Genomic DNA, 24,751 nt, shown 5'->3' on the forward strand with positions numbered 1-24,751 from the left:
GGCTGCCGGTGGTCTGGGTGCGCGGCCGTTGGTCTGGGTGCGCGGCCGGTGCTCCGGGTGTGCTTCCTACAGGGCCGGGTCGCGCGGGGGACGGCGTGGGGACGTACGGGGAGCGGGGGAGCGGCAGTTGGACGCCCGTACGACGGCGAGGTGCGCGGGCACGGGCCGCCGAGCAGGCTGCGTGCCTGCCCCCCTGCCCCTCCCAGGTCCGCGTCGGCGGATCAGAGGCACCGGGGCAGGCGGCACGCGACGGGCCGGGGTCAGGGCTTGAGTCCGTGGTCCTCCAGCCAGGGACGGGGGTCGATCGCCGTACCGGCGGTCGTACGGACCTCCAGGTGCAGGTGCGGGCCGGTCACATTGCCGGTGGCACCGACCCTGCCGATGACGTCCCCGGTGCTGACCTTCTGGCCGACCGACACGAGCATCGAGGACTGGTGGCAGTACCAGAGCTCCTCGCCGTCGTCGAGCTTGACGACCGTGCGGTAGCCGTACGAACCGGCCCAGCCGGCCGACGTGACCGTGCCGCTGTGGACGGCCTTGATCGGCGTGCCGGTGGGGGCCGCGAAGTCGAGGCCGGTGTGGTACCCGGACGACCACAGGGGGCCGGGGTCCCCGAACTGGCCGGTGATCGTGTACGAGACGACCGGGAGGGTGTAGCTCTTGGCCAGCTCGGCGAGGCGCGCCGCCTCGGCCTTCTTCTTGGCCTCCGCCGCGGCCTTCTGCTTCGCCTCGTCCGCCTTCTTCTCCGCCGCCGCCTGCGTCTTCGCGGCCTCGGCCCGCGCGGAACGCACCGCGTCCTGCTCGGCCGCGGCCCGCTGGGCGTCGTCGGCGGCCTGCTGCTGCGCGGACGCCTGCTGGAGGATTCTCGCCCGCAGGGCCTCGCCCGCGTCCGTGTCACCGCGCTCGAAGTCGGCGGTGGTGACGCCCGCGGTGGTCAGCGGCGCGCCCGCGAGCACGGCCGCCGGCGCGGGCTTCTCGTCCGGCAGGAGCGAGCTGACGACCGGGAGCGAGGCCACGCTCTGCGGGATGTGCTCCGCTATCGCGTCGGGCATCGATATGGACACGGGAGCCTTGCCCTGCGCCGCCGCGATCCCGCCGGCGCCCACGGCGGCGATGACACCGACGCCGAGCACCGTGGAGCTGCGCGCGAGGGCGTTGCGCTGCTTGATGACCCGGTGCTTGCCGCGCAGCGCGGAGATCGAGGTGGCCGAACCCTCGTCCGCCGAGAACTCTCCCCAGGCGGTCTCCGCCGCGACGTCGGACGGCGTTTCCGGGAGCGGAGCGGCGGTGGCGGCGAGCCGCGCGCCGGCGGTCGGGGCGGCGTCGGTCGGGGGGTGCTCGGCCCGGGCGCTCTCGTGGAAGGCCGGGATGCCGCCGACCGCCGGGAAGGACCCGGTGTCACCGAACGCCGGGAAAGAGCCGGTGTCGTGAGCTGCCGGGAAGGAACCCGTGTCGTGGACGGCCGCGAACGATCCGGTGTCACCCACCGCCGGAAAGACGCCGGTTCCGCCGACGACCGTGAACGACCCGGTGTCACTTACCGCCGGGAAGGAACCGGTGCCGTGGGCCGCCGCGAACGATCCGGTGTCACCCACCGCCGGGAAGGAACCCGTGTCGTGGACCGCCGCGAACGACCCCGTGTCGTGGACCGCCGGGTAGGAGCCCGTGTCGTGGACAGCCGCGAACGACCCCGTGTCGTGGACCGCCGGGTAGGAGCCCGTGTCGTGGACCGCCGGAAAGGTCCCGGTGCCGCCGGCCGGGCCGTCGCCGTACGGCTCGTATCCGTATCCGTGGTCCTGGCCCTGACCCTGGCCGTACTGAGCCTGTCGGTACCGGCCCTGGGCCTGGTCGCCGTACTGGCCACCCTGCGCGTACGGGCCCTGGCCGTACTGACCTTGGGCGTACTGGCCCTGGCCGTTTCCGTCGCCGTACGCGTGCGAGGCGGTGTCGTAGCCGTCGAACCCGGCGTCACGACCGCTCCGGCCGGCCTGACCGGGCCGATCGGCCTGCGGGACGTGTGCGCCGTACGCGTCGTGGGAACCCTGGGGGGAGTAGCCGGTGCCGTAAGGCCCGTTCCCATAAGGGGCGTTGAAAGGAGCCTCATGGCTGAAGGACTGGGTGCCGCCGAGCGGGCCGAGCGAGGGTGGGGTTTCGAACGGGGCTGCCGGGGCAGGCTTGTTGGACGCCACGGGGGCGTGCTCCTTTCCTTCCTTCTCGCCTACCGGGTTAGCTGACGGGTTCGGAGCAGGAAGGTCTCCTACGGGTGCGCCCAGCTGCCGACAGGCAGCAAGTAACGCCCGATTCACCCCAATTGTTGGTTCCCCGGTTTCCTTGCGGAATTCGGCGCACGCGCACGGCGCCATCTCTGACGACGGCTGGGACGACCGCGCTGCGTTATCGAACGTTAATAGAGACCTGCCCGTTATTCCAAGCTGTTCCCGATGATCGTTAACGACTTCGCATCGGATCAACCGGGACAGATGCTGGCGCAACCGGGCGAGTTGACCGCACTTCGGTGACACGGACGGACACGCGCGATGTCCACGATGCGGTGCGGGCCCGCCGGTGCCCCCGCCATCGGCGAGCGGAGTGCTCGCAACCGGGCACCCACAGTGACGAAACACCGAGGGGCGATCGGGAGCCCGAGCAGGCACACCTGCGGACGGACGATCGGACGGACCCACCGAGCGGACCCATCGGGCGGACCGGCGGACCGGGCCGCGCGTCTGAGCCCCTCGCCCGGGCCCCTCTCGTTCCCTCGCACCCTTGCCCCGCGTACGCACGGCATCACCGAGGCGGTCCACGGCGTACGGCAGGCCCGCGCCCCGCAGCGCTCACAACGCTCACAACGGCGGGACGACGTGCATGATCCTGCGTCGTTCCGGCTGCCGGTCCCCCGGCCTGTTCACCGCGAGGAGCGCCATGTCGTCGTTGGAGCCGCCCCCGGTGTGCACGCGTACGTCCCCGACGACCGCGTCGAGCAGTTCCTCCGGCCCGGGGAAGATCCGGCCGCTCAGCCGCTTCGCCGGTTCGTAGAAGACACCGTCCTTGTCCCGCGCCTCCGACAGGCCGTCCGTGTAGAACAGCAGCGTGGAGCCCGCCGGGTACGGGCGGGTGTCGGCCCGGTCCGGCCACGCGCCCAGCTCCGACATCCCGAGCGGCAGCGCGAACTGCCCCGGCTCCAGTGTCGTCACGAGGCCGGCGGGAGCCAGCAGCATCGGCTCGGGGTGACCGCGGTTGACCAGCCGTACGACCCCTTCGCCCCGGGGGATCTCGGCCAGCACCGCCGTCGTGAACGCCTCCCCCTCGTCCGTCTCGGACCGCCGGGTGCCCTCCCTCGTCAGGGCGCGGTCGAGGCGGTGCGCCACGCCCTCCAGCGTGCGCTCCTGCTCCGCCGCCTCCCGGAACGCGCCGATCAGCACGGCCACCGTCCCCACGGCTTGCATGCCCTTGCCCCGCACGTCACCGACGATCAGCCGGACACCGTGGGGGGTGTCCTGCACCGCGAAGAGGTCGCCGCCGATGAACGCGTCCTCCTGTGCCGCCTCGTACCGTGCGGCGATGTGCAGCCCCCCGATCCGCTCCGCGGGCTGGGGCAGCACCGCGCGCTGCGCCGTCTCCGCGATGATGCGCGCGGACGCGAGGCGCTCGCCGCTGCGGCGCACGATGCGGTTGATGCCGAGGGCGAGCGCCGAGACGGTCACCACGGTGATCAGGTCGCCGACCGCCTCGACCCGGCCGATGGTGCCGTCCTGGATCCGCAGCAGCGCCTCGGTGGCGATCGCGACGAGCGCGATGATCGCGGTGCCGACGAGGCTGAAGAACGGCGCCGCGACCATCGGGGCGGCCGCGAAGAACGGGGACGCGGTGAAGCGGGTCGGCGTGACCGTGTCGAAGACGACGCCCACGAAGATCACGACAAGCGGCAGCCAGAACCGGAACCTGCTCGGCCGCGGATTCGGGGTCTCCTCGCCCCGGACCGGCTCGCCGTCGCGGCGGGAGACCCAGTCGCGCGCGATGCGGACGCCGCGCGGACGCGTCATGACCCGGCCGCTACGCCCGTCGCGCCCCGTCTTCGCCACCAGTGGTCTCTCTCCTGCCGGTCTCCTCGCCAAGGCTGCGGACGGTACCGCGCTCCTCCCAGGCTGACCGCCGTGGCGCCCGGCGGCTAATCGCCATCGACCGACTGGCCTACCGCCCCGCCCCCGTCCGGACCCCCGCCCAGGGCCCGGGGGACACGCGTGCACCGCCGTCCGGCTCCGTCGCGGCGGCCGGACCGCGCGCGTGGGCACCTTGCCACGACGGTACGCGCACGAAGGGTGAACCCGCCCCGGGAAGTTGACGGTACCGCCTCCGGGACCGGGCCCCCGCGGCCGGTCACCTCCCTCCGCACCGCACGCCCGGTCCGTCCTCCCGGGTGCGACGCGGTCTCAGACGGTCAGGCGCCGGATGGTGGCGAACCCGCCGGCCAGCATGACGACGACAGCCACGGCGAGGACGGCGGTGACACCGGTGGCCGTGATGGTGGCGAAGAAGCGGCCGATACCCGTCCAGCCGTGCATCCACGTGGCGATGACCGCGACCAGTGCCAGCACGCCCAGTTGCGTCCCGCCGAAGATCGTGACGCCGAGCAGCCCGGCGCGGCGGAAGACCAGGCCGTACCACGTCCCGTAGACGAACATCAGGACGAACGTGATCGTTCCCGTGAGCCACGACAGGTACCAGGGCCCGTCGAGGAGGTAGGGAACACGGAAGTAGGCCATGTCCATGCCCCAGCCGCCGGTCGCCCGTTCGACGATCTGGCCGATGGCGAGGACGAACCCGAAGCACACGGCCAGGGCCACGGCCAGCGAGCCGGCACCGAGGAAGTACGTACGACGGCTGACTCCGAGGGAAAGGGCGAACGGCAGCGCGCGCGACACGGACTGGGCGCCCACGGAGAACACGACGATGAAGACCGCGGCCAGGCCCCCGACCCAGCGGTGGCTCGCGTCACCGGCCGGGGTGAGTTCGAGGACCACCACGTCGAGGACGAAACCGAAAGCCGCCCACGCCCAGGGCAGTACGAGGTAGTTGACGCGGTCCAGGAGGAGATAGCGGACGACCGTGACGATGGAGGTGGGGCGCATCAGGAAGCCCTCGCTGCCGTGAGTGCGGACTGCTCGTGGTCCTCGGCCGCGTGGACCGCGAGCTGCTGGAGGGTGACCCCCTCCAGCCGAAGGCGCAGGTGGTCGGCGAGCTCCTGGTCGCGGGTGTCGAGCCGGCCGACCATCACCGCCTTGGTCTGCGCGCCCAGCGTGCGCCGGCTCAGCGTCCTGCGGCCCGCGGTGAACCGGTCCACACCGGCGGTCGGCCCGGTGACGAGCGTGGCGGTGCCGCGCAGGTCGTCGGTGGGCGCGTCGAGGACGAGCCGGCCGTGGTCGATGACCAGGACCCGGTCGAGGAGCTCGGCCGCCTCGTCGATGAGGTGGGTCGACAGGACGATGCACCGCGGGTGGGCGGTGTAGTCGGCCAGCAGCTGGTCGTAGAAGAACGTGCGGGCGACCGCGTCGAGGCCCGCGTACGGCTCGTCGAACAGGGTGAGCTCGGCGCGTGCGGCGAGCCCGATGACGATGCCGAGCGCGGTGCGCATGCCGCGCGACAGCTTCTTGATCGGTCGGGCCGGCGGCAGCTCGTACGCGTCGAGCAGCGTGCCGGCCAGGCCGGCGTCCCAGTTCGGGTACAGCAGCGAAGCCGCCGCGATCGCGTGCCGGACCCGCAGGTCGGGGTACGTCTGGTCCTCCCGTACGAGGATCATCCGGCGCAGCACCGCGTCGTTCTCCAGCGGCTCGGCCCCGAACACGTGCACGCGCCCGGCGGTGGCGAACTCCTGGCCGGCCAGGATGCGCAGCAGCGTGCTCTTCCCGGCGCCGTTGCGGCCCAGCAGCCCCGCGATGCACGGCGTGTCGATCTCGAAGGTGACACCGGCCAGCGCCTGATGGCCGCCGTAGCGCCGCTCGACCCCGGATACCGCGACGGCCCTTGTCATGCTCTTCCCCCCGTGGTCACTTCGGCCGAGGCCAGTTCCTCGCGCAGCAGGCCCGACAGTTCGTCCAGCCCGATCCCGAGCCGCACTGCCTCGACCACCAGCGGCCGCACGTAGCGGTCGGCGAAGCGGCGCCGCCGGGCCTGCACCAACTGCTCCCGGGCGCCCCTCGCGACGAACATCCCGACGCCCCGCCGCTTCTCCACCAGGCCCTCGTCCACGAGCACGGTGAGGCTGCGTGCCGCCGTGGCCGGGTTGACCCGGTAGTACGCCGCGAGTTCATTGCTGGACGCGAGGCGCTCGCCCTCGCCCACCGTGCCGTCGGCGATCTGGTCCGTCAGCTCGGCGGCGATCTGGGCGAAGATCGGCCCCCCGTCATCGGCTAGTGGCATCATTCCTCCATTGCTCAGCTGGTTCACTACCTTACTAATGAACCGAGTCATCGGGCAAGGTCCGGCAAGGACGGGGAAGTGAACTGGGGAGCCGGGGGCGGGGAAGGGCGGGGAGGAAGGGGCAAAGGGGGGCGCGAGGTGGTGCCGACCGCGCCCATGAGGGTCCCGGCCGGATGTCGGCCGCATGCCACCTTCAGCTGCCCCGGCGAGGTGGCGGAGGTCCGGCTGTCGGCCCGCCGGTCACCCCAGAACGCACCGAAGGCCCGGATTCCAAGGAATCCGGGCCTTCGGTCAGAGTAGCGGGGACAGGATTTGAACCTGCGACCTCTGGGTTATGAGCCCAGCGAGCTACCGAGCTGCTCCACCCCGCGTCGTGAAACCAACTCTACGCCATCCGGAGCAAGATCTTTCCCACTTTCCCCGGGGCGCCCGCCCGCCCCGCCGGAAGCTACGCGGCAGGGACCACGTCCGCCTTGACGGCGGCGGCCCACTCGACCAGCAGCTGTTGATAACGCTCCTGCTCAACAGGGCTCAGGGAGGCGCCCGCGCGGGTCCACAGCGCGCGGATCTGGACGTTGACATCGGCGGCGGACCGCTCAAGACCGGGCTCGTCGATGGCTCGGGACGAAGAAGCGAACATGTGCGCAAGACTACGGGCCGCCACTGACAATCGGCGGAGCGTGCGGGGCCGTCGGCCGCACATGTGAGGCAGAACACGCCCAGGAGGCTTGACCCGTCATCGCGTCACGTAATCGTGGGACACACCGCCCTGCCACTCCACCCAGGACGCGTCGTCGAGCAGCTCCCACGCGTCCGGCAGCCCGGCCCGGCGCAGGAATTCGACCAAGTCGTCGTCGGAGTGGGCCAGCCCCATGATCTGCCCGCGGACGGTGACCCTGCGGCCACCCGTCCCGGATGCCCGGTGTACGACGATCGGTACGTCATTCATGGCCCCAAGCCTGCGTCGAACCGGGCCTTCGCGCAGCATCCTGAGCGTTTTACCTTTGTCACGGGCCGCTTTTCACGGCCGTGCGGCCCCTGTCCGCACCCTTGCGTGCCACTTCAGGCGAATCGTTCCGCCAGGTGAGCGGCGATGGTACGGCGCACCGCCCGCCCCGCGGCCGCCCCGCTCCCCCCGTCCCGGCCGTTTGTGCGTACCGTCGCCCGCCGCCGTGAACGAGGGCCGCCGGGACCGACGGGAATGACGGGACCGCCGGGAATGACACGACCGACAAGAACCACGCGTGCGTCCCGATCACCGGGCCCTCCGGGCCACGGGCCGTGCGGGCCATCCACACACGACGGCGCCCCTGCCACAGGGACGGGAGGACGACGAGAAGCCCCCGCGCGGCGCAGGGCCGGCACGGGGGCGGAAGCGGGAGAAGTAGGCCGTGTGGGACTTGAACCCACAACCAACGGATTAAAAGTCCGCTGCTCTGACCAATTGAGCTAACGGCCCGCACCGCGAAGCATAGTCGGACGCCGCCGTGCGACATGCCCGAGGCCACGAGGGACGGTCCGCGCAGGCGCCGTCGGGACCGGAGACGGCCACCGGGCCCCAGGACCCCGGGCACACGGACAGGCGGGGCACAGGCGGGGCATGGACGGACATCCGGACGGGCAGGCGGGCCGACAGGCGGTCACAGAGGCGGCCAAGCCCCCGGACGCGCCCGTCAGTACTGCTTGTACAGGTCCGTCAGGAGCTGCCGCGTCCTGACCGCGGACTCCGCGTGGGCGACCATCCGGTCCATGGCCTCCTTGTGTTCGGCCACCTCGGCCACCTCGTCCAGGTAGAGCGCCCCCGTGAGGTACTCGATGTAGACCACGTCCGGCACCTCCGGCACGTCGAAGCGGAAGAGGACGAACGACGTGTACGTGCCGGGGTGGTGACCGGCCGACAGCTCGGCCAGCTGGAGTGTCACGTTCGGCAGTTCCGACATCTCCAGCAGGCGGCCGATCTGGTCCCGCATCAGCTCGGGCGAGCCGACGGTCCGCAGCAGCACGGTCTCGTCCAGCACCGCCCAGTACGTCGGGGCGTTCTCCTTCGTCAGCAGGGCCTGGCGCTGTCTGCGCAGGGCCACATGGCGCTCGACGCGGTCCGGGTCGAGCTGGCCCACGGCGCCCGTGCGCAGGATCTCGCGCGTGTACTCCTCTGTCTGGAGGAGGCCGGGCACGAAGTGCGGCTCGTACGTACGGATCGTCTTCGCGGCCTCCTCCAGGCTGACGTATCCGCTGAACCAGCCGGGCAGCACGTCGTGGAAGCGCTGCCACCAGCCCGGCTTGTTGGCCTCCTCCGTGATCTCCAGGAAGGAGGCGACGCCCGACGCCTCGACCCCGTACGCGGTCAGCAGGACCTGGAGGTACGGGATCTTCAGCGCGACCTCGGCGGACTCCATCCGGCGGATCGTCGCCACCGTCACGTGCAGGAGCTTCGCGGCCTGTTCCCGGGTCACCCCGGCCCGCTCGCGCAGACCGCGCAACTGTCTGCTCAGAACGAGCTGGCCTATCGTCGGGGCGGATCGTGGCTCACTCATGATCCATGCCCCCCAGTGCGCGCATGGGCGCAGTCTGCCACAGGAGCAGAACGTGAGTGCGGGGCCGCTCGTCCCGTTTTCCCTCCCTTTTTCCCCCGGATTCCGGGCCTACCGGGACGGCGCCCCCGTCAAGGAACCACCCGGTGGAACGCACCCGTCGGAGCGGCGCCCGCGTCAAACCGACCGTCCGGTGTCGGCCGTGAGCCGCCTGTTCCGTCTCGGTCAGGCCGCGTCTCGCGGCCGCGGTCACACCGCCGGGCTCACACCACCGGCCCGGGGACGGTCACGTCGCGGGCAGGGCGGCCGGGTGCCCGCGTCGCCGTCCCGCGTCCTTCAGGAACGTCAGCCCGTACACCGCCGTCGCCGCCGCCATGATCCCGAAACTCGGCGGGAGCGTCGGCACCCCGTAGCTCAGGGCGAGCCCGGCCCACATCTCGCCGAGCCCGAGCCCGGCGGACAGGGCGAGAGCCCGCAGCGGACGGTCGGTCAGGCGCATCGCCGCGCCGGCCGGGGCCGCGAGCAGGCCCAGCAGCAGCAGCGAGCCGACCGCCTGGGTGGCCTCGGCCGCGCAGGCACCCACGAGCACCAGGAAGACCAGACCGAGCAGCCGTACGGGAACTCCGCGCGCGGCCGCCACGGCCTCGTCCACCGACGCGAACAGCAGCGGGCGTGCGATCACCAGCATCACCAGGCAGATACCGGCGGCCACCAGGACCGCTGTCAGGGCCTGACCGCCCGACAGGCCGAAGATGGACCCGAAGAGGACATTCACTCCGGCGCCGCCGTTCCCCGCGCTGCGCGAGGTCGTGTACAGGGTGAGGAAGAAGGCGCCGAGGCCGAGGATCCAGGCGAACACCGAGCCGATCGCGATGTCGTCCGCCCGCCCCTTCCGCCCGATGCCGCCGATCAGCAGCGCGATCGCGATCGTGCCGGCGAAGAGGCCGAGCCGCAGGTCGTAGCCGCCGGCGAGGGCGGCGAGTGCCCCCGTGAAAGCGACGTGGCTGAGCGCGTCGCCGGTGAAGACCTGGGCGCGCAGGACGAGGAAGTACCCCGTGAGCCCGGCGGCGAGCGCGATGGCCGAGCCCGCGAGGAAGGCGTGCAGGAAGTACGGGTGTGTGAAGGCCGCGAGCCAGCCGTGCCCGGCCCCGCCGGCCAGCGCCGGGAGCGCGAGGACCGTACGCACGGTCATGCCGTCCCTCCCGCTGTCAGGGGCAGCCGCCCGGTCCGGCCGCCGGGGCGCTGCCCGAGCCGGCCCCGCAGGTACTGCCCGCCGCGCGCCAGTACGTAGAGGCCGAACGCGAACGTCGTCACGTAGAACCCGACGGGATACGGCGAGTAGTACGCGACCGTCAGCCCCGCCCAGGTCACCGCGACCGCGATCAGCACCGACAGCGCGAGGCTCACCGAGGGCCGCGCGCTGAGCGCCTGCGCCGCGGCACCGGGCATCACCAGCAGCGCGAAGACCAGCAGCGTGCCGGTGATCTGGCTGGCGCCCGCCGTCGCCGCGCCCAGCAGGACGAGGAACACCGTGGACAGCAGCCGGACCGGGACACCCCGTCCCGCCGCGACGTCCGGGTCGACGGAGGCGAAGAGCAGCGGTCTGCCGACGGCCGCGAGCGCGAGGAGAGCCGCGGCGGTGACGGCGGCGAGCAGCCACACCTGGCCCGTCGTGATGCCGAGGAAACTGCCGAAGAGGAGGGAGGTCACGCCGCCGAGCAGCCCCTTGTAGAGGGTGGTGAAGAGGAAGCCGCAGGCGAGGAGGAACGCCTGCACCGTGCCGGTGACGGCGGACTCGTGCCCGCCCGCGGCACGGCCCGTGCGCGGCATCGCCGCGACGACCAGCGCGGCGGCCACGCAGAAGGCGAAGTACCCGTACGTCGCCGACACGCCCAGCAGGGCGGCGCAGGCCGCGCCGGGGAAGCCGACGGTGGCCACGGTGTGGCCCGCGAAGCTCTGCCGGCGCAGCACCATGAACCAGCCCATGACGCCCGCGCCGACGGCGACGACCGTGCCCGCGCGAAAGGCGTTGACCATGAACGGGAAGGCCCACATCTCGCGCAGGTCGGCGACCGGGTTCCAGGACCAGGCGGGCAGCGCGTCGGCGGCGATGGTGAACGTGTCAGCCGTCGGCATGACGCTCCTCCCGGGCAGTGCCCGCCGCGGAGGCGGGCGGCGTCGCCGCGGAGGCCGATGACTGCCGCGGCAGGGAGGCGGGCGGCGGCACCTGGGCCGGCGCTGCTCCGGGGCGTTCACCGATCCGCTCACCGAGCCGGTCGGTGTGCCGGTCGGTGTGCCGGGCGGGGGCCTCGGGCTGACCGACCACCACGAGCCGTCCGTCCGACGTCGTCAGCACCTCGATGGAGGTGCCGTACAGCCGGGACAGGGTCGCGGACGTGATGACCTCGGCGGGGCGGCCGGTCACCGCGCCGCCCTCCGCCAGGTACACCACGCGGTCCAGCCGGGACAGGATCGGGTTGACGTCGTGCGCGACCATCATCACCGCCACGCCCTCCTCCTGGCAGATCCGCCCGATGAGCGTGGCGACGGCCGCCTGGTTCGGCAGGTCGAGGCTGTCCAGCGGCTCGTCGAGCACGAGCAGTTCCGGGCGGCGCACGAGGGCCTGCGCGATCAGCAGCCGCTGCTGCTCGCCGCCCGAGCAGCTGCCGATCGGCCGGTGCGCGTACGACTCGGCGCCGACCAGCCGGATCACCTCGGCGACCCGCTCGGCGGCCGCCCTGGTCCGTGCCCCGAACCGGCCGGGCAGCGGGAACGGCAGCGGCAGTCCCCAGCGGTCGCCGTCCCAGCCGAGCCGGACCACGTCCGTGCCGCGCATCCGCAGGGACGCGTCGAAGCTGCGGCGCTGCGGCAGGTAGCCCACGCGCGCGCCGGCCGCGCCGGGCCTTTCACCGAGGACGCGCACCTCGCCCGCGGCCGGTGGCGCCACGCCCAGCAGGACCTTGACGAGCGTCGACTTGCCGACGCCGTTCGGGCCGAGCACGGCGACGAACTCCCCGGCGGCGACCTCCAGGTCGACGCCTGACCACAGGGTCCTGCCGCCGACCCGGACGCCCGCGCCGCGCAGCGAGACCACCGCGGGGGCGTCCTCCTGCGCCGCCGGCGCCGCCTGGGCCGGGGCGTGGGCCACGGTCATTTCCCGGTCGCCTTGGCCAGCGCCGCCTGAATGCCCTTCAGCTGGCGGACCTGCCACTGCTGGAAGGAGGCACCGGCGGGGGTCAGGGTCTCGGTGACGGTGGCGACCGGGATGCCCCTCGCCTTGGCCGCCTTGACCTGGGCCTGGACGTCGGGCGTCGCGTTCTGGCTGTTGTAGACGTAGACCTTGATCTTCTTGTCCGCGATCTGCCGGTCGATCGTGGACTTGTCCTTCGCGGTGGGGTCGGTGCCCTCACTGATCGCGTCGAGGAAGGACGCGGGGGTCAGGAGGTTCAGCCCGAGTCCCTGGGCGAGCAGCGCGAAGATCGACTCGGAGGCGCCCACGGGCGTGCCCGCGTACTTCGCCTTGATCGCTGCGATCTCCTGGGAGTACGGCGCGAGCGTGGTGTTCTCGAAGGTGGTCTTGAGCGTGTCGAAGTCGGCGGAGTCGGCCGGGTCGAGCTTCTTGTAGTCGGCCGTGATCTGCTCGATGACCTGGTGGACGTTGTCCGGCGAGTACCAGCGGTGCGGGTTGCCGTTCGCCGGTATGCCGACGAGCTTGCCGACCTCCAGGTCCGTACGGTCCTGCCCGGGGTTGGCGGCGAGCAGCTTGCCCGCCCAGGAGTCGTAGCCGATGCCGTTGACGATGGTGAACCGCGCGCCCGCGACCGTACGGGCGTCGGCGGCGGTCGGCTCGTAGTCGTGCGGGTCGGCGCTGGGGTTGTTGATGATGCTGGTGACCTTCACATGGCCGCCGCCCAGCTGCGAGGCGATGCTCCCCCAGAAGTTCTCGGCCGCCACCACCTGGATGGTCTTCCCGCCGGACTTCGCCGCGTCGGACGCCGAGGCGCCCTTCGCCTGCGACGACGCACCGTCCTTCGAGGCATCGGAGGCGTTCGAGGAGGGAGGGGTGGAGCAGGCGGCGACGGAGAAGGCGGCGAGGGCGGCTATACCGCCGAGGGCGAACCGGGTGGGAATGGCGTTCATGACCGTCACGCTAGATGAAAACGACTTTCAAAACCATGGATGATTGCGCAGATATGAAAATCATTACCATTCTGTGATAGGCGCCCCCGCGACCCCCCGCGGCCCGCGCCGCGTCATCGCGACCGGATAAGTGATGGATATATGCGCGAATGGCAATATGCTAATGTTGCAATGTATTGATGAGTCGAACACATGATGTCCCTTGAGGAGTTGCGCCATGACCTCAGCCGCCGACCACTCCCCGCACACCGGCCACGCCCACCAGCACGGTCCCGAGTGCGGGCACGTCGCGATCCCCCACAACGACCACACCGACTACGCACACGACGGCCACCTGCACCGCGCCCACGGCGACCACGCCGACGAGTGCTCGACCTCGGGCCACGCGGCCCACGAGGCCCACTCGCACGAGCACGGCAGGGACTGCGGCCATGTCGCCGTCCCGCACGAGGACCACACCGACTACGTGCACGACGGCCACCGCCACGCGGCGCACACGGGCCACTGGGACGAGCACTGAGGGACCCGGCGAGCCCCAGCCCCGCCGGCCGGTCCGCTTGTCCGCTCTCCTGACAAGGATTGTCAGATGCTAATGTGCGCATATGACGATAACTCCGGAGGACGATCCGCTGCAGAACCTGCAAGCGGCCGGTGACCTGTTGCGCGCGCTGTCGTCCCCGGTGCGGATCGGCATAGTCAGGGAACTGGCGGGTGGCGGCAGGCGCGTCCATGAACTGGTGGAGGCGCTGGGCGTGAGCCAGCCCCTCGTCTCTCAGCACCTGCGCGTCCTGCGCGCGTCGAGGATCGTCACGACGCGCAGGCAGGCCCGCGAGATCGAGTACTCGCTGCTGGACGAACACGTCGCCCACATCGTGCTCGACGCGATCAAGCACACCCGCGAGTGATCCCGGGGGCCGTCGGGGAAACTGCGGTCCTGATGACCGGCGGTCCTGATGACCGGCGAGCGCGACGTCCGGCAGCCCGAGTCCGGCGGTGCGGCGGTCCCGGGGGACGCGAGGCACTGCGGGGAGTACCGGAGTACCGGGAGAACGCGGTGGGCCGTGTGGGACTCGAACCCACAACCAACGGATTAAAAGTCCGCTGCTCTGACCAATTGAGCTAACGGCCCGGTACGGCACACCGAGCATAGCCCGCCCGGCCGTTGTGGCCGATCGGGTATGCCGGCGGGCCGGCGCGCGGCGGGCCCTCGTCCGTACGACAGCGGGCCCGCCCCACCGAAGAGGTGGGGCGGGCCCGCTGCCATGTCATACCCGGGACGGGTCAGCCGTTGCGCTTCCAGCGCGGCTTGTCGTCACGGCGGCCGAACGAACCGGTGCTCGTGCCGGTGCCGGTGCCACCGCGGTGCTCGTCACGCCGACCGGTGGGGCGGTCCGAGGAGCCGCCGCGGTAGCCACCGCTCGCCGGACGGTCACCCTGCCGGTCGCGGTTGAACGGACGGTCGCTGCCGCTGCGGTGGTCCCGGTTGAACGGACGGTCGCCGGTACGGCCACCCCGGTCGCCGCCACGGTCGTCACGGCGCTCGCCGCCACGGTCGTCACGACGCTGGAAACCACCACGGTCGCCACCGCGGTCGCCGCCACGGTCATCACGGCGCTGGAAACCACCACGGTCACCACCGCGGTCGCCGCCACGGTCATCGCGACGCTGGAAGCCACCACGGTCCCCACCACGCTCGCCACCGCGGTCGTCACGACGGTCGCGGTTGAAGCCGCCACGGTCGCCACCACGGTCATCGCGGCGGAAACCACCGCGGTCACCGCCACGCTCGCCACCGCGGTCGTCACGACGGTCGCGGTTGAAGCCGCCACGGTCGCCACCACGGTCGTCACGGCGGAAACCGCCGCGGTCGTCGCGACGCTCGAAGTTGCCGCGCTCGTCGCGCCGCTGACGCTGCTGCTCGGCCTCGGCCGCGGCGGCCTTCGCCGCCGCCTCCTCGACCGCGCGCTCGGCCTCGGCCGCCACCTCGGCGACCGCTGCCTCCGGGTCGTCCCCGCGCTCACGGGCGGCGCGCGCCACCAGGCGGCCCGCCTCCTCGCGCAGCTCGGCGGCGCGGCGCTGCGCGCGCTCCAGCTGCTTCGTCAGGTCGGCGACCTCGCGCTCGGCCTGCTTGGCCGAGTTGTTCGCGGAGTCGGCCTGCACCTCGGTGAGCGAACGGGCGCCGGTGATCTCGGCGACCTCCGGGTCGAACGCGCCCGCGCCGCCCACCATGTGGCGGGAGGCGTCGACGCCCGCGTCCTCCATCAGCCGGAAGATCTGGCGGCGCTGGTGCGGCAGCGCGAGGGAGACGACGACACCGGACTTGCCGGCGCGGGCCGTGCGGCCCGAGCGGTGCAGGTAGTCCTTGTGGTCACCGGCCGGGTCCACGTTCAGCACCAGGTCGATGCCGTCGACGTGGATGCCGCGCGCGGCGACGTCGGTCGCGACGAGAGCGTTGACGTAGCCGTCCTTGAAGTCGGCCAGCGTGCGCGTCCTGGCGCCCTGCGTCATGCCGCCGTGCAGCGCGTCCGCCTTCACGCCGGAGTCGCGCAGCTGCTCCGCGATCCGGTCGGCGCCGAGCTGGGTCCGTACGAAGATGATCGTGCGGCCCTTGCGGGCGGCGATGGCGGCCGTGACGGGCGCCTTGTCTTTGGGCTTCACCACGAGCACGTGGTGGGACATCGTCGTGACGTTGCCCTGGGCGCTGTCCACCTCGTGGCTGACCGGGTTGGTCAGGTAGCGCTTGACCAGCGTGTTGATCTCGTTCTCCATGGTCGCGGAGAACAGCATCCGCTGGCCGCCCGAGGGCACCAGGTCGAGCAGTTCGGTGACCTCGGGCAGGAAGCCCAGGTCCGACATCTGGTCGGCCTCGTCGATGACCGCGACCTGGATCTGCTCCATGGAGCAGGCGCCGCGGTTGATGAGGTCGCGCAGTCGGCCGGGGGTGGCGACGAGGACGTCGACGCCGCGCTCCAGCGCGTAGATCTGGTTGCCCATGGACGTACCGCCGCAGACGACCTTCATCTTGAGGCCGAGCACGTCGCCGTACGGCTGGAGGGCGTCCGCGACCTGCATCGCGAGCTCGCGGGTCGGGGTGAGGATGACACCGCGCGGCTTCTTCTTCTCCGTGCGGCCACTGGACAGCGTGGCGAGCAGCGGGAGGCCGAAGGAGAGCGTCTTGCCGGAGCCGGTACGGCCACGGCCGAGGATGTCCTTGCCGGCCAGGGCGTCCGGGATGGTCGCGATCTGGATCGGGAACGGGACCGAGACGCCGTTCTGCGCCAGCTTGCGCACGATGGACTCGGGCAGGCCGAGCTCGCCGAAGGTGGCCTCGGGGGCCGCGTCGGCGTCGATGTCGCCGTCCGCGTCGATGTCGTCCGCGACGGCGTCGAGCTCGTCGGCGGTCAGGGTGTCCTCGGCGATCGCGGCCGTGGTGTCGGCGGCGCCGGTGAGCGTCGCGGCGTCGGGCTGCCCGACCGCCTCGGGGGAGTCGTTCTCGGGCATGACGGGGTGCTCAGTACTGGAAACGGACATGCGAAATGCGAAACCTTCCGGAGTCTCGGCACGCGCCCAAACTCCGTGTTTCACCTCTCGACCGCCTCGATGCGGTCAGCCACGGTAAGGGAGAGTACGCGCCACACGGCGCTCTTCTTTTTCGGCGCCGGGAAATGATCAAACGATCTACTACCATACGCAGTGCTCGGCCCTTAAGGCAAACCGGCCCCGGGCGACCCTGCTCACATCCGCGCCACCGCCCCTGCCGGCCCCCTCCCCGCACCGCGGGCGCGGCCCCCCACGGGGCCGCCGCGCCGCGCCGCCCGGAGTGCCGGGCACCCCGTACGAGCCCTGCCCACGGTACTCATACCGGGCCCAACTGCGGGGACGCGGAAGGCTCCTTGCGCATCCCGAACCCGCCGTCCGGCGCCAGCGCCGTCGTGCGGACATCGGCCGCGGGCGACGCCGAGGGAGGCGCCGCGGGACCCGAAGGAGCGCCGCCGCTCCCGCCACCGTCCCCGCTCGCGCCGCCGTCGGCGCCCCCGGTCGACGGGCCCGCCGGAGGCTGCGCGGGCGGATCGCTCGCCGGCGGGTCCGCGGGCGGCGCGGGCGGCCCCGCGGGAACGCCCCCCACCTGTCCGCCCGACGCCGTACCCGTAGCGCCCTCGGGCTTGTGGTGGTGGTGATGTCCGCCACCCGTCGTGATCTCCGGGGTCGGCTCGCCCGGCGAACTCGGCCCGGCCGACGCGCCCTTGCCGTCCTTGCCCGCCACGGCGGCCTTCTCGGCGTCCTTGCCGTCCTTGCCGCCGCCCGATCCGCCGTGCGCCGCGCCGTGGCCCGCGCCGCTCCGGCCGGACGCGCCGCCGAGCACGCCCGTCCCACCGCCCGTACGCCCCTTGGGCCCGGCGGAGCCGTGCCCCGCCTGCGAGTGTCCGGGGGCCGGGCCGCCCTCGGCGCCCCCCACGCTCATACAGCCGGCGGACGAGGCCACGGCCAGCGAGGCCGCGACCCACACGGCGGCGCGGCAGGAACGGGAAGCGGGCGAACGGCGCACAGGGCACCTCCGGGAGCGGGGCGGGCACGGGGGACTCCCGCGAGCGCGGGCAGTACGTCGGCCTGTCCAACGGGCATGCGCCCGTCAGGGACACGCCCGTCGTAGCGCGCGTACGCTCGGCGCGCCCCCGCGGAGGTCCCCGTCGGCTCAGCCGTACCCCAGGGCGTGCAGCCGCTCGTCGTCGATGCCGAAGTGGTGGGCGACCTCGTGGACCACCGTCACCTCCGTCTCCGCGACCACGTCCTCGCGGGTGTCGCAGAAGCGGAGCGTCGGCCCCCGGTAGATCGTGATCCGGTCGGGCAGCACACCGGCGTACCACTCGCCGCGCTCGGTCAGCGGCGTGCCCTCGTACAGCCCGAGCAGTTCCCGGTCGGACGCGGGCGGCTCGTCCTCCACGAAGACGGCCACGTTGTCCATCAGCCGGGTGAGCTCGGGCGGGATCCGGTCGAGCGCCTCCGAGACCAGTTCCTCGAACTCCTCGCGCGTCATCTCCAGCACCCGGCCATTGTGACGGCTGGGCAGGTGGGGCGCGACGCCCGGTGGGGCGCGTCCGCTCCTGGCGGTCCGTCCGGGCGGTCCACTGCCGCCCCGGCCACCCGGCCGAACCACCAGGGAAACCGTTTTGGCGATGTCTCGGACCATCCCCTATGCTTCTGCCGTCCTCCGAAGCGCCGAAGAGCGCCAGGTGGGCCCTTCGCCCCCATCGTCTAGTGGCCCAGGACGCCGCCCTTTCAAGGCGGTAGCACGGGTTCGAATCCCGTTGGGGGTACCTCTGCGTACTCTCCACATTTCGGCGGCCTCCCGCGAGGTTGTCGGAATGTGGTGGGTATTCGCCGCTCGGCCCACCGAAGGCATATCGATGTCCGGGGCCCGAGCCCTCGCACGATCCCGCCCCGCCGCCCAACGCCTTTGGGCGCGTCGTCGCATGTCCCGTCTCCGGATTTCTCGCACGGGCGTACGACATCCTCGGCAGCGGCACCCGTCCTCCACCGCGCCGGCCACGAATCCCCGTCACGGACGTCGCACCCGCCACGGCCGCGAGCAAGCGTTCCCGACCGCGAGGACACGACATCCATGACCGGCGCACCGCACGAGTCCCTCCCGCAGCCGCTGCCCCCGGCCGGTGATGCCGTGCCCGCGGGGACCGTCCCGGGCGGCGCCGCGCACCCGGCGCTCGCCGTGGTCCGCGCCCCCGCCCAGGTCACCTCGGCCGTGCTCGTCCTGCACGGCGGGCGGGCCGTCGACCCTTCACCGGCCCGGGCCCGGCACCTGGCATCGCTGCGGATGCGTCCGTTCCTCCGCGCCCTCGCGCGCGGGCTCCCGCCGGACGGCGTCCTGCTGGGCCGTGTCCGCTACCGCCGCCGCGGCTGGAACGAGGACGCGGCCGACCCGCTGCGGGACACCCTCGCCGCGCTCGACGAACTCGTCCGGCGCCACGGCCACGACGTGCGGGTGGTCCTGGTCGGTCACTCCATGGGCGGCCGGGCGGCGCTGCGGGCCGCCGGGCATCCGGCCGTGCACGCGGTCGTCGCACTGGCACCCTGGTGCCCGCCGGGTGAACCCGTACGCCAACTGGCCGGTGTGAAGGTCCTGTTCGCGCACGGCGACCAGGACCGCGTCACCGATCCGGCGGCAAGCCTCGGCATGGCCCTGAAGGCCCGCGCGGACGGCGGCGAGACCGCCGCACTGGTGCTCGACGGCGCCGGTCACGCGATGCTCGCCCGGGCCTCTGTCTGGCACCGGACGACGACCGGCACGGTCCGGGGCCTGCTCGGCCTCGCGCCGCTGCCGGACGTGGTGCGGGCGGCGTTCGGCGCGCCCGCCGCACTCCACCTGTGACGGCCGCCCGCCGGGGCTCGGTGTCCCCGCACGGGCACGGTGTCCCCGCCGGGGCACGGTGTTCCCGCGCGGGCACGGTGTTCCCCGGCCGCGTGCTCCCCGGGCGGCGGGGTCCGGGGGGGCAGGCCGGGGACGGGACCACGCCCCGGAGCCACGACGGGGGATCGGCGCCAGGACGGGGGTCCGGCGCCACGCGGGGGTCCGGGAGACTGACGCGATGCGCACACCGGTCCGACACCGCCCGCCCGTCCGCCGCCGCGCGACCGGCTCCGGCTTCGGTGTCCTTGTCCCCCTGGTCCTCGCCCTGTTCCTGACCGGCACCCTCGCGGGCTGCTCGGCGGCGCAGGCGCAGCGCCCGGGCCACCCGGCGGACCGGACCGCCCACACGCCGGCCGCCGCATCCCCCGGCCGTGTCCGGCTCCCGGACGCCGGGGCATCGTTCGACTACCAGCTCGGCGGGCCCTACCGCCCGCCCGCCGGGGTACGCGCCGTCTCCCGCGACCGGACCGCGCGCCCCGCCACCGGGCTCTACTCGCTCTGCTATGTCAACGCCTTCCAGGCCCAGCCGGGCGCCGCGAGCGCCACCTGGTGGCGCTCGCACCATCCGGAGCTGCTGCTGCGGGAGGGCCACGATCCGCAGGGCGCGCCGGTCGTCGACGAGGACTGGGACGAGCCGCTGTTCGACATCTCCACCCCGGCCGGGCGCACCGCGCTGCTCGGCGTCGTCGGAGGGTGGATCGACGGCTGCGCACACGCCGGGTTCGCTGCCGTGGAACCCGACAACCTCGACTCGTACCAGCGCTCGAAGGGTCTGCTGCGCCGCGCCGACGCGGTCGCGTTCGCCGGGCTGCTGGCACGGCGCGCGCACCGCGACGGCCTGGCCGTCGCGCAGAAGAACACCGGCGAACTCCTCGGCCGGCGGCGGGACATCGGCTTCGACTTCGCCGTCGTGGAGGAGTGCGCGCACTACGACGAGTGCGCCGCGTTCTCGTCCGCGTACGACCGGCGCGTCTTCGACATCGAGTACGACGCCCGGAGCTTCGCCGCGGGCTGCCGGCGCTGGGGCCGGACTCTGTCGATCACGCTGCGGGACCGTGACGTGCTGCCGGCCGGCGAGCCCGGCCACCGCGACCGCCGCTGCTGAGTGCTCCGGAGTGGTCCGGCAGGGTGGAAGCGTGCGCTGGTCCGGCGCCCGTCATGCCGGCGGCAGGCCCGGACCCGGCCGCGGCTGCGGGCGACGCCATCCGAAGCCCCTGCCCGCCCGGGCGGTCGCCGGGGCCGCGGGCGACCTGCCGGTATCGTCCAGGGTGCGGGCCGCCGCCGCGATGTTGCGGACCATGCCGCCGAAGACGAACGCGTGGAAGGGGTACACGCTCCACCAGTACGCCTGGCCCAGGAAGCCGCGCGGGTGGAACAGGGCGCGCTGGCGGTAGACCGTTCGTCCCGCGTCGTCCTCCTCGGTACGCATCTCCAGCCACGCGAGCCCCGGCATCCGCATCTCGGCGCGCAGCCGCAGCAGACTGCCCCGTTCGATCTCCTCGACCCGCCAGAAGTCCAGCGAGTCACCGACCCGCAGATGCTCGTCGTCCCTGCGCCCGCGCCGCAGGCCCACACCGCCGGCGAAGCGGTCGAGCAGCCCCCGTACGGCCCAGGCCGCCGACATCGAGTACCAGCCGTGCGCACCGCCGATGCCCTCGACGACCCGCCACAGCGAGGCGCGCGTGGCGTTCACGGGCGCCTCCCGCTCGTCCGTGTACAGGCTGCCGCCGGCCCAGTCGGGGTCGGTCGGTAGCGGGTCGCTGGGCGCGCCCGGCACCGAGGCGGACGACCAGCGCGTGTCCACCCTCGCCTCCTGCACGCGGCGCAGGGCCAGCTCGATCGACCGGTCCAGTCCGTACGGGTGACCCGGCGGGTCCGGCACGTACCGGGCGATGTCGTGGTCCGCGCACACCACCTCGTGCCGCAGCGACTCCGTCAGCGGCCGTGCGAGCCCCGAGGGCACCGGCGTGACCAGGCCGATCCAGTGGCTGGAGAGACTCGGCGTGAGCACGGGCAGGGACACCACGAGCCGCTTCGGCAGGCCCGCCACCCGCGCGTAGCGCCGCATCATGTCACGGTACGTGACGATGTCGGGGCCCCCGATGTCGAAGGCCCGGCTCACGTCCGCGGGCAGTTCGGCCGCGCCGACGAGGTAGCGCAGGACGTCCCGCACGGCGATGGGCTGGATACGCGTGTGGATCCAGCTGGGCGTGACCATCACGGGCAGCCGCTCGGTCAGGTACCGCAGCATCTCGAACGAGGCCGAGCCCGATCCGATGATCACGGCGGCCCGCAGCACGGCCGTCGGTGAGCCGGAGTCGAGCAGGATGTGGCCGACCTCGGCGCGTGAGCGCAGGTGCGGCGAGAGCTCCTGCACGGGCACCCCGCCGGGGGTGAGGCCGCCCAGGTAGACCAGACGGCGCACGCGGGCCTGCCTGGCCCGCCGCCCGAACGCGCGGGCGGCGCGCCGGTCCGTCTCCTCGAAGTCGCGCTTGCCCTGCCCGAGCGCGTGCACCAGGTAGTAGGCGACGTCCACGCCGTCCATGGCGGCTCCGACGCTGTCCTCGTCGGACACGTCGCCCTTGACGACCTCGACGTCCCCCGCCCACGGGTAGTCGCGCAGCTTCTGCGGCGTCCGGGCGAGGCAGCGCACCCGGTACCCCGCCGACAGCAGTTCGGGGACGAGCCTGCCGCCGATGTAGCCGGTCGCGCCGGTCACCAGGCAGAGCGCGCCCCGCCCGTCCACGGGCGCGCCGCTCGCGGCGTCCTCGTGCGTCCCGGTCCCCGTGCCCTCGTCGTCGCCCGCCATCCGCGCCTCCACTGCCTCGGCGTCCGGCCGCTCGCGCGCACCGCCACGCGCACACCCTTCTCCGAGAGCGCGCAGCCGTACGCGTACCCCTGCCGGCGCCCGTGTCCCACCATCCCCCGCACGGAGCGCGGGCGCGCGCCGTGGCGGCGGCAGCGAGGACCGCTCCCCCACCGCCCGGGACGAACGGAAAGCGACGGTTCGCCCACCGAGCGGCAGGGATACGGCCGCGGAGGCACCCGGCGCCACCCACGCGAGAGCACGGCGGCACTCGGCCGCAGCGCGCCGACTGCCCCCGGCCCCACCCCGTAGGCGGGCCCCGCTAACCGGCGGAGGACTCCCGGGTCGCCGGCTCGGCCGACGGCAACGAGGCCTGATACACGCCCAGGTGCGCGTACGCCACCGCCAACAGCGGTGTCCGTACGCCCAGTCCGCTGCCCCGGGCCACCATGTCCCCCACGATCTGGTCGGCCTCCACCCGGTTGCCCTGCCGCAGGTCGCGGTACATGGACGAGGTCGTCGGGGCGCCCCGCTCCGTCATCGAGGCGTAGACGCCCGCCTGTTGAGCCTCGGTCAGCGGGCTGCCGGACGCCTCCGCCACGGCCAGGCACTCCGCCACCACGCCCCGGGCGAACTCCTCGCCTCCCGGCGCCGCCACGACGTCTCCGATCGCGCCGCGCATCAGGCAGGTGATCGCACCGAGGCTCGCCAGTGTCACCCACTTCAGCCACATGGCGGCGACCGGGTCGCTCAGCAGCCGGGTGGCGAACCCGGCGTCGCCCAGTTCCGCCTCGACGGCGTGGATCCGCTCGGAGTCCGGGTCCTGCCGGTCGCCGAACATCAGCCGCTGCATGTCCTTCAGCTGGTGGATCGACCCGTCGGGCGCGAGCGTGGTCGCCACGTAACACACCCCGCCGAGCAGCGCGCCGGCGCCGAACCGCTTCTCCAGCACCTCCATGTGCCGCATGCCGTTGAGCATCGGCAGGATCATGGTGTGCTCGCCGACTGCGGGGGCCATGTCGTCGATCGCGCCGTCGAGGCCGTACGCCTTGACGCCGAGGAGCACGAGATCGTAGGCGCCGTCCTGCCCCGCCCCGTCCTGCTCCGCCCCGCGCAGTCCGGCGGCCGTCACGAGCCGGGGCCGCGCCACCCGGACGTCACCGCGCGGACTGCGGACGACCAGCCCGCTCTCCCGCAGCGCGGCCGCCCGGCCGGGCCGGACGAGGAACGTCACGTCCCGCCCCGCGGCCGCCAGTTGAGCCCCGAAATAGCCGCCGGTCGCGCCGGCTCCCACCACGAGTGTGCGCATCTCGTTCCCTTCTCGGCCGCTTCGCGCGCGGCCATGTCCGACCGCCCGGGCCGCACGAGCGGCCCCGGCACCGTGCGTCCATCATGCGAGGCGCCCGGCGGCCCGTTGCGTCCGGCCCGCGCGACCGGCACGCGGACGGTACGCCTGGCAGGATGGCGGCGGCCCCGGACCGCCCCGAGAAAGGCGCACACAGATGTCCGTGATCCACCGCACGACGCTGGAGCCGACGAAGATCGAACTGCTCACCGACTGGCTGCCGGGGCGCTCCTGGTACCTCGGCGGCGCGGACGGTCCCCTCCTGGACCGCGCGGGCGGCTACCGTCTCGACGACCCGGAGGGCGCGGTGGGCATCGAGTTCATGGTGGTCACCGACGTGTCCGGACCGCTGCCCGTCGCCTACCAGATGCCGTTCACCTACCGCGCCGCACCGCTCGAAGGGGCCGAGCACGCCCTCGTCGGCACCACCGAGCACGGCGTGCTCGGCCGGCGCTGGGTGTACGACGGTGCCCACGACCCCGTGCTGGTCGGCCAGTTGTACGCGCTGCTGCGCGGCACGGCGAAGGCGCAAGCCCAGCAACAGAGCGACACCCTCGACCCGACCGTCGTCGTCGAGCGCGTGGACTCCCCCCTGCCCCCCGCGACGCTCGGAACGGCGCCGGTGACCGCGGCCGACGGGCCGCAGGGCGCCGAGGTGCGCGTACCGGCCGGGGACGGGGAGCTGGCTCTGCGCATCCACCGCCTCCTGCGGCCGCACCCGGCCGAGGCGGACGCGCCGGCGGACGCCCGGGCCGCCGACGCGGCGACCGGCACCATCCTCGCCCGCGTCACGACGGGCTGGAGCGTTCCCGGCGGCACGACGGTGCGCGGTCCCTTCGCCACCGTCCTGCGCCCCTGACCGCGACGCGGCACACCGCGGGGACCGTCTCGTGTCGCCTGTACGCGGTCCGGTTCGTGTCCGGGCGGCCGGGCCCGGTTCCTCACCGGCCCCGGCTCCCGGCCCCGCGTCCCGTACCGGCGACATGTGCGGCACTCTAGGGTTGTTGTTTTTCTCTGAACGCTCTTAGCTCATTCGTGTTCCTTTCGTGTTCGTTCGTGTTCCACGGCCACTCGCGCAACGGAGTCCT

At 73.0% G+C, this 24,751-nt stretch carries 22 protein-coding genes, 4 tRNA genes and 1 riboswitch; of the genes, 6 read left to right on the top strand and 20 right to left on the bottom strand.

Annotated features, from left to right (window positions below):
* Positions 1-260: 260 nt before the first annotated feature.
* The 14 genes from OG310_RS16415 to OG310_RS16480 all read right to left on the bottom strand — a co-directional run bounded on the left by OG310_RS16415 (position 261) and on the right by OG310_RS16480 (position 13,088).
* Entirely contained in the window at positions 261-1,370 is a 1,110-nt protein-coding gene (locus tag OG310_RS16415; protein ID WP_329460212.1) for a M23 family metallopeptidase, read from the bottom strand.
* Between the two features lie 830 nt (positions 1,371-2,200).
* Positions 2,201-2,356, bottom strand: a riboswitch (cyclic di-AMP (ydaO/yuaA leader).
* A gap of 487 nt (positions 2,357-2,843) precedes the next feature.
* Positions 2,844-4,043, bottom strand: coding sequence for a PP2C family protein-serine/threonine phosphatase (locus OG310_RS16420; RefSeq protein WP_329456631.1), 1,200 nt, complete (start codon positions 4,041-4,043; stop codon positions 2,844-2,846).
* Between the two features lie 387 nt (positions 4,044-4,430).
* Positions 4,431-5,129, bottom strand: coding sequence for a hypothetical protein (locus tag OG310_RS16425; RefSeq protein WP_329456632.1), 699 nt, complete (start codon positions 5,127-5,129; stop codon positions 4,431-4,433).
* Entirely contained in the window at positions 5,129-6,028 is a 900-nt protein-coding gene (locus OG310_RS16430) for an ABC transporter ATP-binding protein (RefSeq protein ID WP_329456633.1), read from the bottom strand. The genes OG310_RS16425 and OG310_RS16430 overlap by 1 nt, the downstream gene beginning before the upstream one ends.
* A complete protein-coding gene (locus OG310_RS16435) occupies positions 6,025-6,417 on the bottom strand; it encodes a GntR family transcriptional regulator (RefSeq protein ID WP_329456634.1) in 393 nt (130 codons plus the stop codon). The genes OG310_RS16430 and OG310_RS16435 overlap by 4 nt, the downstream gene beginning before the upstream one ends.
* A 297-nt stretch (positions 6,418-6,714) precedes the next feature.
* A tRNA-Met gene (locus OG310_RS16440) sits at positions 6,715-6,788 on the bottom strand.
* Between the two features lie 77 nt (positions 6,789-6,865).
* Positions 6,866-7,057 (bottom strand): hypothetical protein, encoded by a 192-nt coding sequence (locus tag OG310_RS16445; protein WP_329456635.1) that lies wholly within the window; start codon positions 7,055-7,057, stop codon positions 6,866-6,868.
* 96 nt (positions 7,058-7,153) lie between these two features.
* The gene (locus tag OG310_RS16450) at positions 7,154-7,366 is read right to left on the bottom strand and encodes a hypothetical protein (protein WP_329456636.1); all 213 of its coding nucleotides are present in this window, start codon (positions 7,364-7,366) and stop codon (positions 7,154-7,156) included.
* Positions 7,367-7,802: 436 nt separating this feature from the next.
* Positions 7,803-7,876: transfer RNA gene (locus OG310_RS16455), tRNA-Lys, on the bottom strand.
* A 214-nt stretch (positions 7,877-8,090) separates the two neighbouring features.
* Positions 8,091-8,951: a helix-turn-helix domain-containing protein gene (locus OG310_RS16460; RefSeq protein WP_329456637.1), complete on the bottom strand. Its 861-nt coding sequence runs from the start codon at positions 8,949-8,951 to the stop codon at positions 8,091-8,093.
* Between the two features lie 283 nt (positions 8,952-9,234).
* Entirely contained in the window at positions 9,235-10,140 is a 906-nt protein-coding gene (locus tag OG310_RS16465; RefSeq protein ID WP_329456638.1) for a metal ABC transporter permease, read from the bottom strand.
* Positions 10,137-11,084, bottom strand: a complete 948-nt coding sequence (locus OG310_RS16470) for a metal ABC transporter permease (protein ID WP_329456639.1) — start codon at positions 11,082-11,084, stop codon at positions 10,137-10,139. The genes OG310_RS16465 and OG310_RS16470 overlap by 4 nt, the downstream gene beginning before the upstream one ends.
* Positions 11,071-12,102 carry a metal ABC transporter ATP-binding protein gene (locus OG310_RS16475; RefSeq protein ID WP_329456640.1) on the bottom strand — a complete coding sequence of 344 codons (1,032 nt, stop codon included), beginning with the start codon at positions 12,100-12,102 and terminating at the stop codon, positions 11,071-11,073. The genes OG310_RS16470 and OG310_RS16475 overlap by 14 nt, the downstream gene beginning before the upstream one ends.
* Positions 12,099-13,088 carry a metal ABC transporter solute-binding protein, Zn/Mn family gene (locus tag OG310_RS16480; protein ID WP_329456641.1) on the bottom strand — a complete coding sequence of 330 codons (990 nt, stop codon included), beginning with the start codon at positions 13,086-13,088 and terminating at the stop codon, positions 12,099-12,101. The genes OG310_RS16475 and OG310_RS16480 overlap by 4 nt, the downstream gene beginning before the upstream one ends.
* Before the next feature lie 217 nt (positions 13,089-13,305).
* Between OG310_RS16480 and OG310_RS16485 the strand changes: the two genes are divergently transcribed.
* Both OG310_RS16485 and OG310_RS16490 read left to right on the top strand, forming a co-directional pair.
* A complete protein-coding gene (locus tag OG310_RS16485) occupies positions 13,306-13,608 on the top strand; it encodes a hypothetical protein (RefSeq protein WP_329456642.1) in 303 nt (100 codons plus the stop codon).
* 82 nt (positions 13,609-13,690) lie between these two features.
* Positions 13,691-13,993, top strand: a complete 303-nt coding sequence (locus tag OG310_RS16490; protein ID WP_329456643.1) for an ArsR/SmtB family transcription factor — start codon at positions 13,691-13,693, stop codon at positions 13,991-13,993.
* 150 nt (positions 13,994-14,143) lie between these two features.
* Here the strand turns inward: OG310_RS16490 and OG310_RS16495 are convergent.
* From OG310_RS16495 to OG310_RS16510, 4 genes are all read right to left on the bottom strand, one after another.
* Positions 14,144-14,217: transfer RNA gene (locus OG310_RS16495), tRNA-Lys, on the bottom strand.
* 152 nt (positions 14,218-14,369) lie between these two features.
* Positions 14,370-16,619, bottom strand: a complete 2,250-nt coding sequence (locus tag OG310_RS16500) for a DEAD/DEAH box helicase (protein WP_329456644.1) — start codon at positions 16,617-16,619, stop codon at positions 14,370-14,372.
* A gap of 325 nt (positions 16,620-16,944) precedes the next feature.
* A complete protein-coding gene (locus tag OG310_RS16505) occupies positions 16,945-17,550 on the bottom strand; it encodes a hypothetical protein (RefSeq protein ID WP_329456645.1) in 606 nt (201 codons plus the stop codon).
* A 231-nt stretch (positions 17,551-17,781) separates the two neighbouring features.
* Positions 17,782-18,132, bottom strand: coding sequence for a metallopeptidase family protein (locus tag OG310_RS16510; RefSeq protein ID WP_329456646.1), 351 nt, complete (start codon positions 18,130-18,132; stop codon positions 17,782-17,784).
* Between the two features lie 198 nt (positions 18,133-18,330).
* On the opposite strand from OG310_RS16510, the gene OG310_RS16515 reads away from it, so the two are divergent.
* The 3 genes from OG310_RS16515 to OG310_RS16525 all read left to right on the top strand — a co-directional run bounded on the left by OG310_RS16515 (position 18,331) and on the right by OG310_RS16525 (position 20,617).
* Positions 18,331-18,403, top strand: a tRNA-Glu gene (locus tag OG310_RS16515).
* 305 nt (positions 18,404-18,708) lie between these two features.
* Entirely contained in the window at positions 18,709-19,473 is a 765-nt protein-coding gene (locus OG310_RS16520) for an alpha/beta fold hydrolase (RefSeq protein WP_329456647.1), read from the top strand.
* 217 nt (positions 19,474-19,690) lie between these two features.
* Positions 19,691-20,617 carry an endo alpha-1,4 polygalactosaminidase gene (locus OG310_RS16525; RefSeq protein ID WP_329456648.1) on the top strand — a complete coding sequence of 309 codons (927 nt, stop codon included), beginning with the start codon at positions 19,691-19,693 and terminating at the stop codon, positions 20,615-20,617.
* Between the two features lie 51 nt (positions 20,618-20,668).
* On the opposite strand, the gene OG310_RS16530 is transcribed toward OG310_RS16525, so the two are convergent.
* Together OG310_RS16530 and OG310_RS16535 are read right to left on the bottom strand one after the other, a co-directional pair.
* Positions 20,669-22,321, bottom strand: coding sequence for an SDR family oxidoreductase (locus tag OG310_RS16530; RefSeq protein ID WP_329456649.1), 1,653 nt, complete (start codon positions 22,319-22,321; stop codon positions 20,669-20,671).
* 319 nt (positions 22,322-22,640) lie between these two features.
* Positions 22,641-23,627, bottom strand: a complete 987-nt coding sequence (locus OG310_RS16535) for a ketopantoate reductase family protein (RefSeq protein WP_329456650.1) — start codon at positions 23,625-23,627, stop codon at positions 22,641-22,643.
* A 193-nt stretch (positions 23,628-23,820) separates the two neighbouring features.
* Here OG310_RS16535 and OG310_RS16540 point away from each other — a divergent pair, with 193 nt between their 5' ends.
* Positions 23,821-24,522, top strand: coding sequence for a maltokinase N-terminal cap-like domain-containing protein (locus tag OG310_RS16540; RefSeq protein ID WP_329456651.1), 702 nt, complete (start codon positions 23,821-23,823; stop codon positions 24,520-24,522).
* Positions 24,523-24,751 lie beyond the last annotated feature (229 nt).

It is taken from the genome of Streptomyces sp. NBC_01497, assembly GCF_036250695.1.
GTDB lineage: Bacteria > Actinomycetota > Actinomycetes > Streptomycetales > Streptomycetaceae > Streptomyces.

What these genes read in the sequence shown, in the direction of transcription:
- OG310_RS16420 (WP_329456631.1), bottom strand. Translation starts at nt 4,043, where the DNA reads ATGACGCGTCCGCGCGGCGTCCGCATCGCGCGCGACTGGGTCTCCCGC.
- OG310_RS16425 (WP_329456632.1), bottom strand. Translation starts at nt 5,129, where the DNA reads ATGCGCCCCACCTCCATCGTCACGGTCGTCCGCTATCTCCTCCTGGAC.
- OG310_RS16430 (WP_329456633.1), bottom strand. Translation starts at nt 6,028, where the DNA reads ATGACAAGGGCCGTCGCGGTATCCGGGGTCGAGCGGCGCTACGGCGGC.
- OG310_RS16435 (WP_329456634.1), bottom strand. Translation starts at nt 6,417, where the DNA reads ATGCCACTAGCCGATGACGGGGGGCCGATCTTCGCCCAGATCGCCGCC.
- OG310_RS16445 (WP_329456635.1), bottom strand. Translation starts at nt 7,057, where the DNA reads ATGTTCGCTTCTTCGTCCCGAGCCATCGACGAGCCCGGTCTTGAGCGG.
- OG310_RS16450 (WP_329456636.1), bottom strand. Translation starts at nt 7,366, where the DNA reads ATGAATGACGTACCGATCGTCGTACACCGGGCATCCGGGACGGGTGGC.
- OG310_RS16460 (WP_329456637.1), bottom strand. Translation starts at nt 8,951, where the DNA reads ATGAGTGAGCCACGATCCGCCCCGACGATAGGCCAGCTCGTTCTGAGC.
- OG310_RS16465 (WP_329456638.1), bottom strand. Translation starts at nt 10,140, where the DNA reads ATGACCGTGCGTACGGTCCTCGCGCTCCCGGCGCTGGCCGGCGGGGCC.
- OG310_RS16470 (WP_329456639.1), bottom strand. Translation starts at nt 11,084, where the DNA reads ATGCCGACGGCTGACACGTTCACCATCGCCGCCGACGCGCTGCCCGCC.
- OG310_RS16475 (WP_329456640.1), bottom strand. Translation starts at nt 12,102, where the DNA reads ATGACCGTGGCCCACGCCCCGGCCCAGGCGGCGCCGGCGGCGCAGGAG.
- OG310_RS16480 (WP_329456641.1), bottom strand. Translation starts at nt 13,088, where the DNA reads ATGAACGCCATTCCCACCCGGTTCGCCCTCGGCGGTATAGCCGCCCTC.
- OG310_RS16485 (WP_329456642.1), top strand. Translation starts at nt 13,306, where the DNA reads ATGACCTCAGCCGCCGACCACTCCCCGCACACCGGCCACGCCCACCAG.
- OG310_RS16490 (WP_329456643.1), top strand. Translation starts at nt 13,691, where the DNA reads ATGACGATAACTCCGGAGGACGATCCGCTGCAGAACCTGCAAGCGGCC.
- OG310_RS16500 (WP_329456644.1), bottom strand. Translation starts at nt 16,619, where the DNA reads ATGTCCGTTTCCAGTACTGAGCACCCCGTCATGCCCGAGAACGACTCC.
- OG310_RS16505 (WP_329456645.1), bottom strand. Translation starts at nt 17,550, where the DNA reads ATGAGCGTGGGGGGCGCCGAGGGCGGCCCGGCCCCCGGACACTCGCAG.
- OG310_RS16520 (WP_329456647.1), top strand. Translation starts at nt 18,709, where the DNA reads ATGACCGGCGCACCGCACGAGTCCCTCCCGCAGCCGCTGCCCCCGGCC.
- OG310_RS16525 (WP_329456648.1), top strand. Translation starts at nt 19,691, where the DNA reads ATGCGCACACCGGTCCGACACCGCCCGCCCGTCCGCCGCCGCGCGACC.
- OG310_RS16530 (WP_329456649.1), bottom strand. Translation starts at nt 22,321, where the DNA reads ATGGCGGGCGACGACGAGGGCACGGGGACCGGGACGCACGAGGACGCC.
- OG310_RS16535 (WP_329456650.1), bottom strand. Translation starts at nt 23,627, where the DNA reads ATGCGCACACTCGTGGTGGGAGCCGGCGCGACCGGCGGCTATTTCGGG.
- OG310_RS16540 (WP_329456651.1), top strand. Translation starts at nt 23,821, where the DNA reads ATGTCCGTGATCCACCGCACGACGCTGGAGCCGACGAAGATCGAACTG.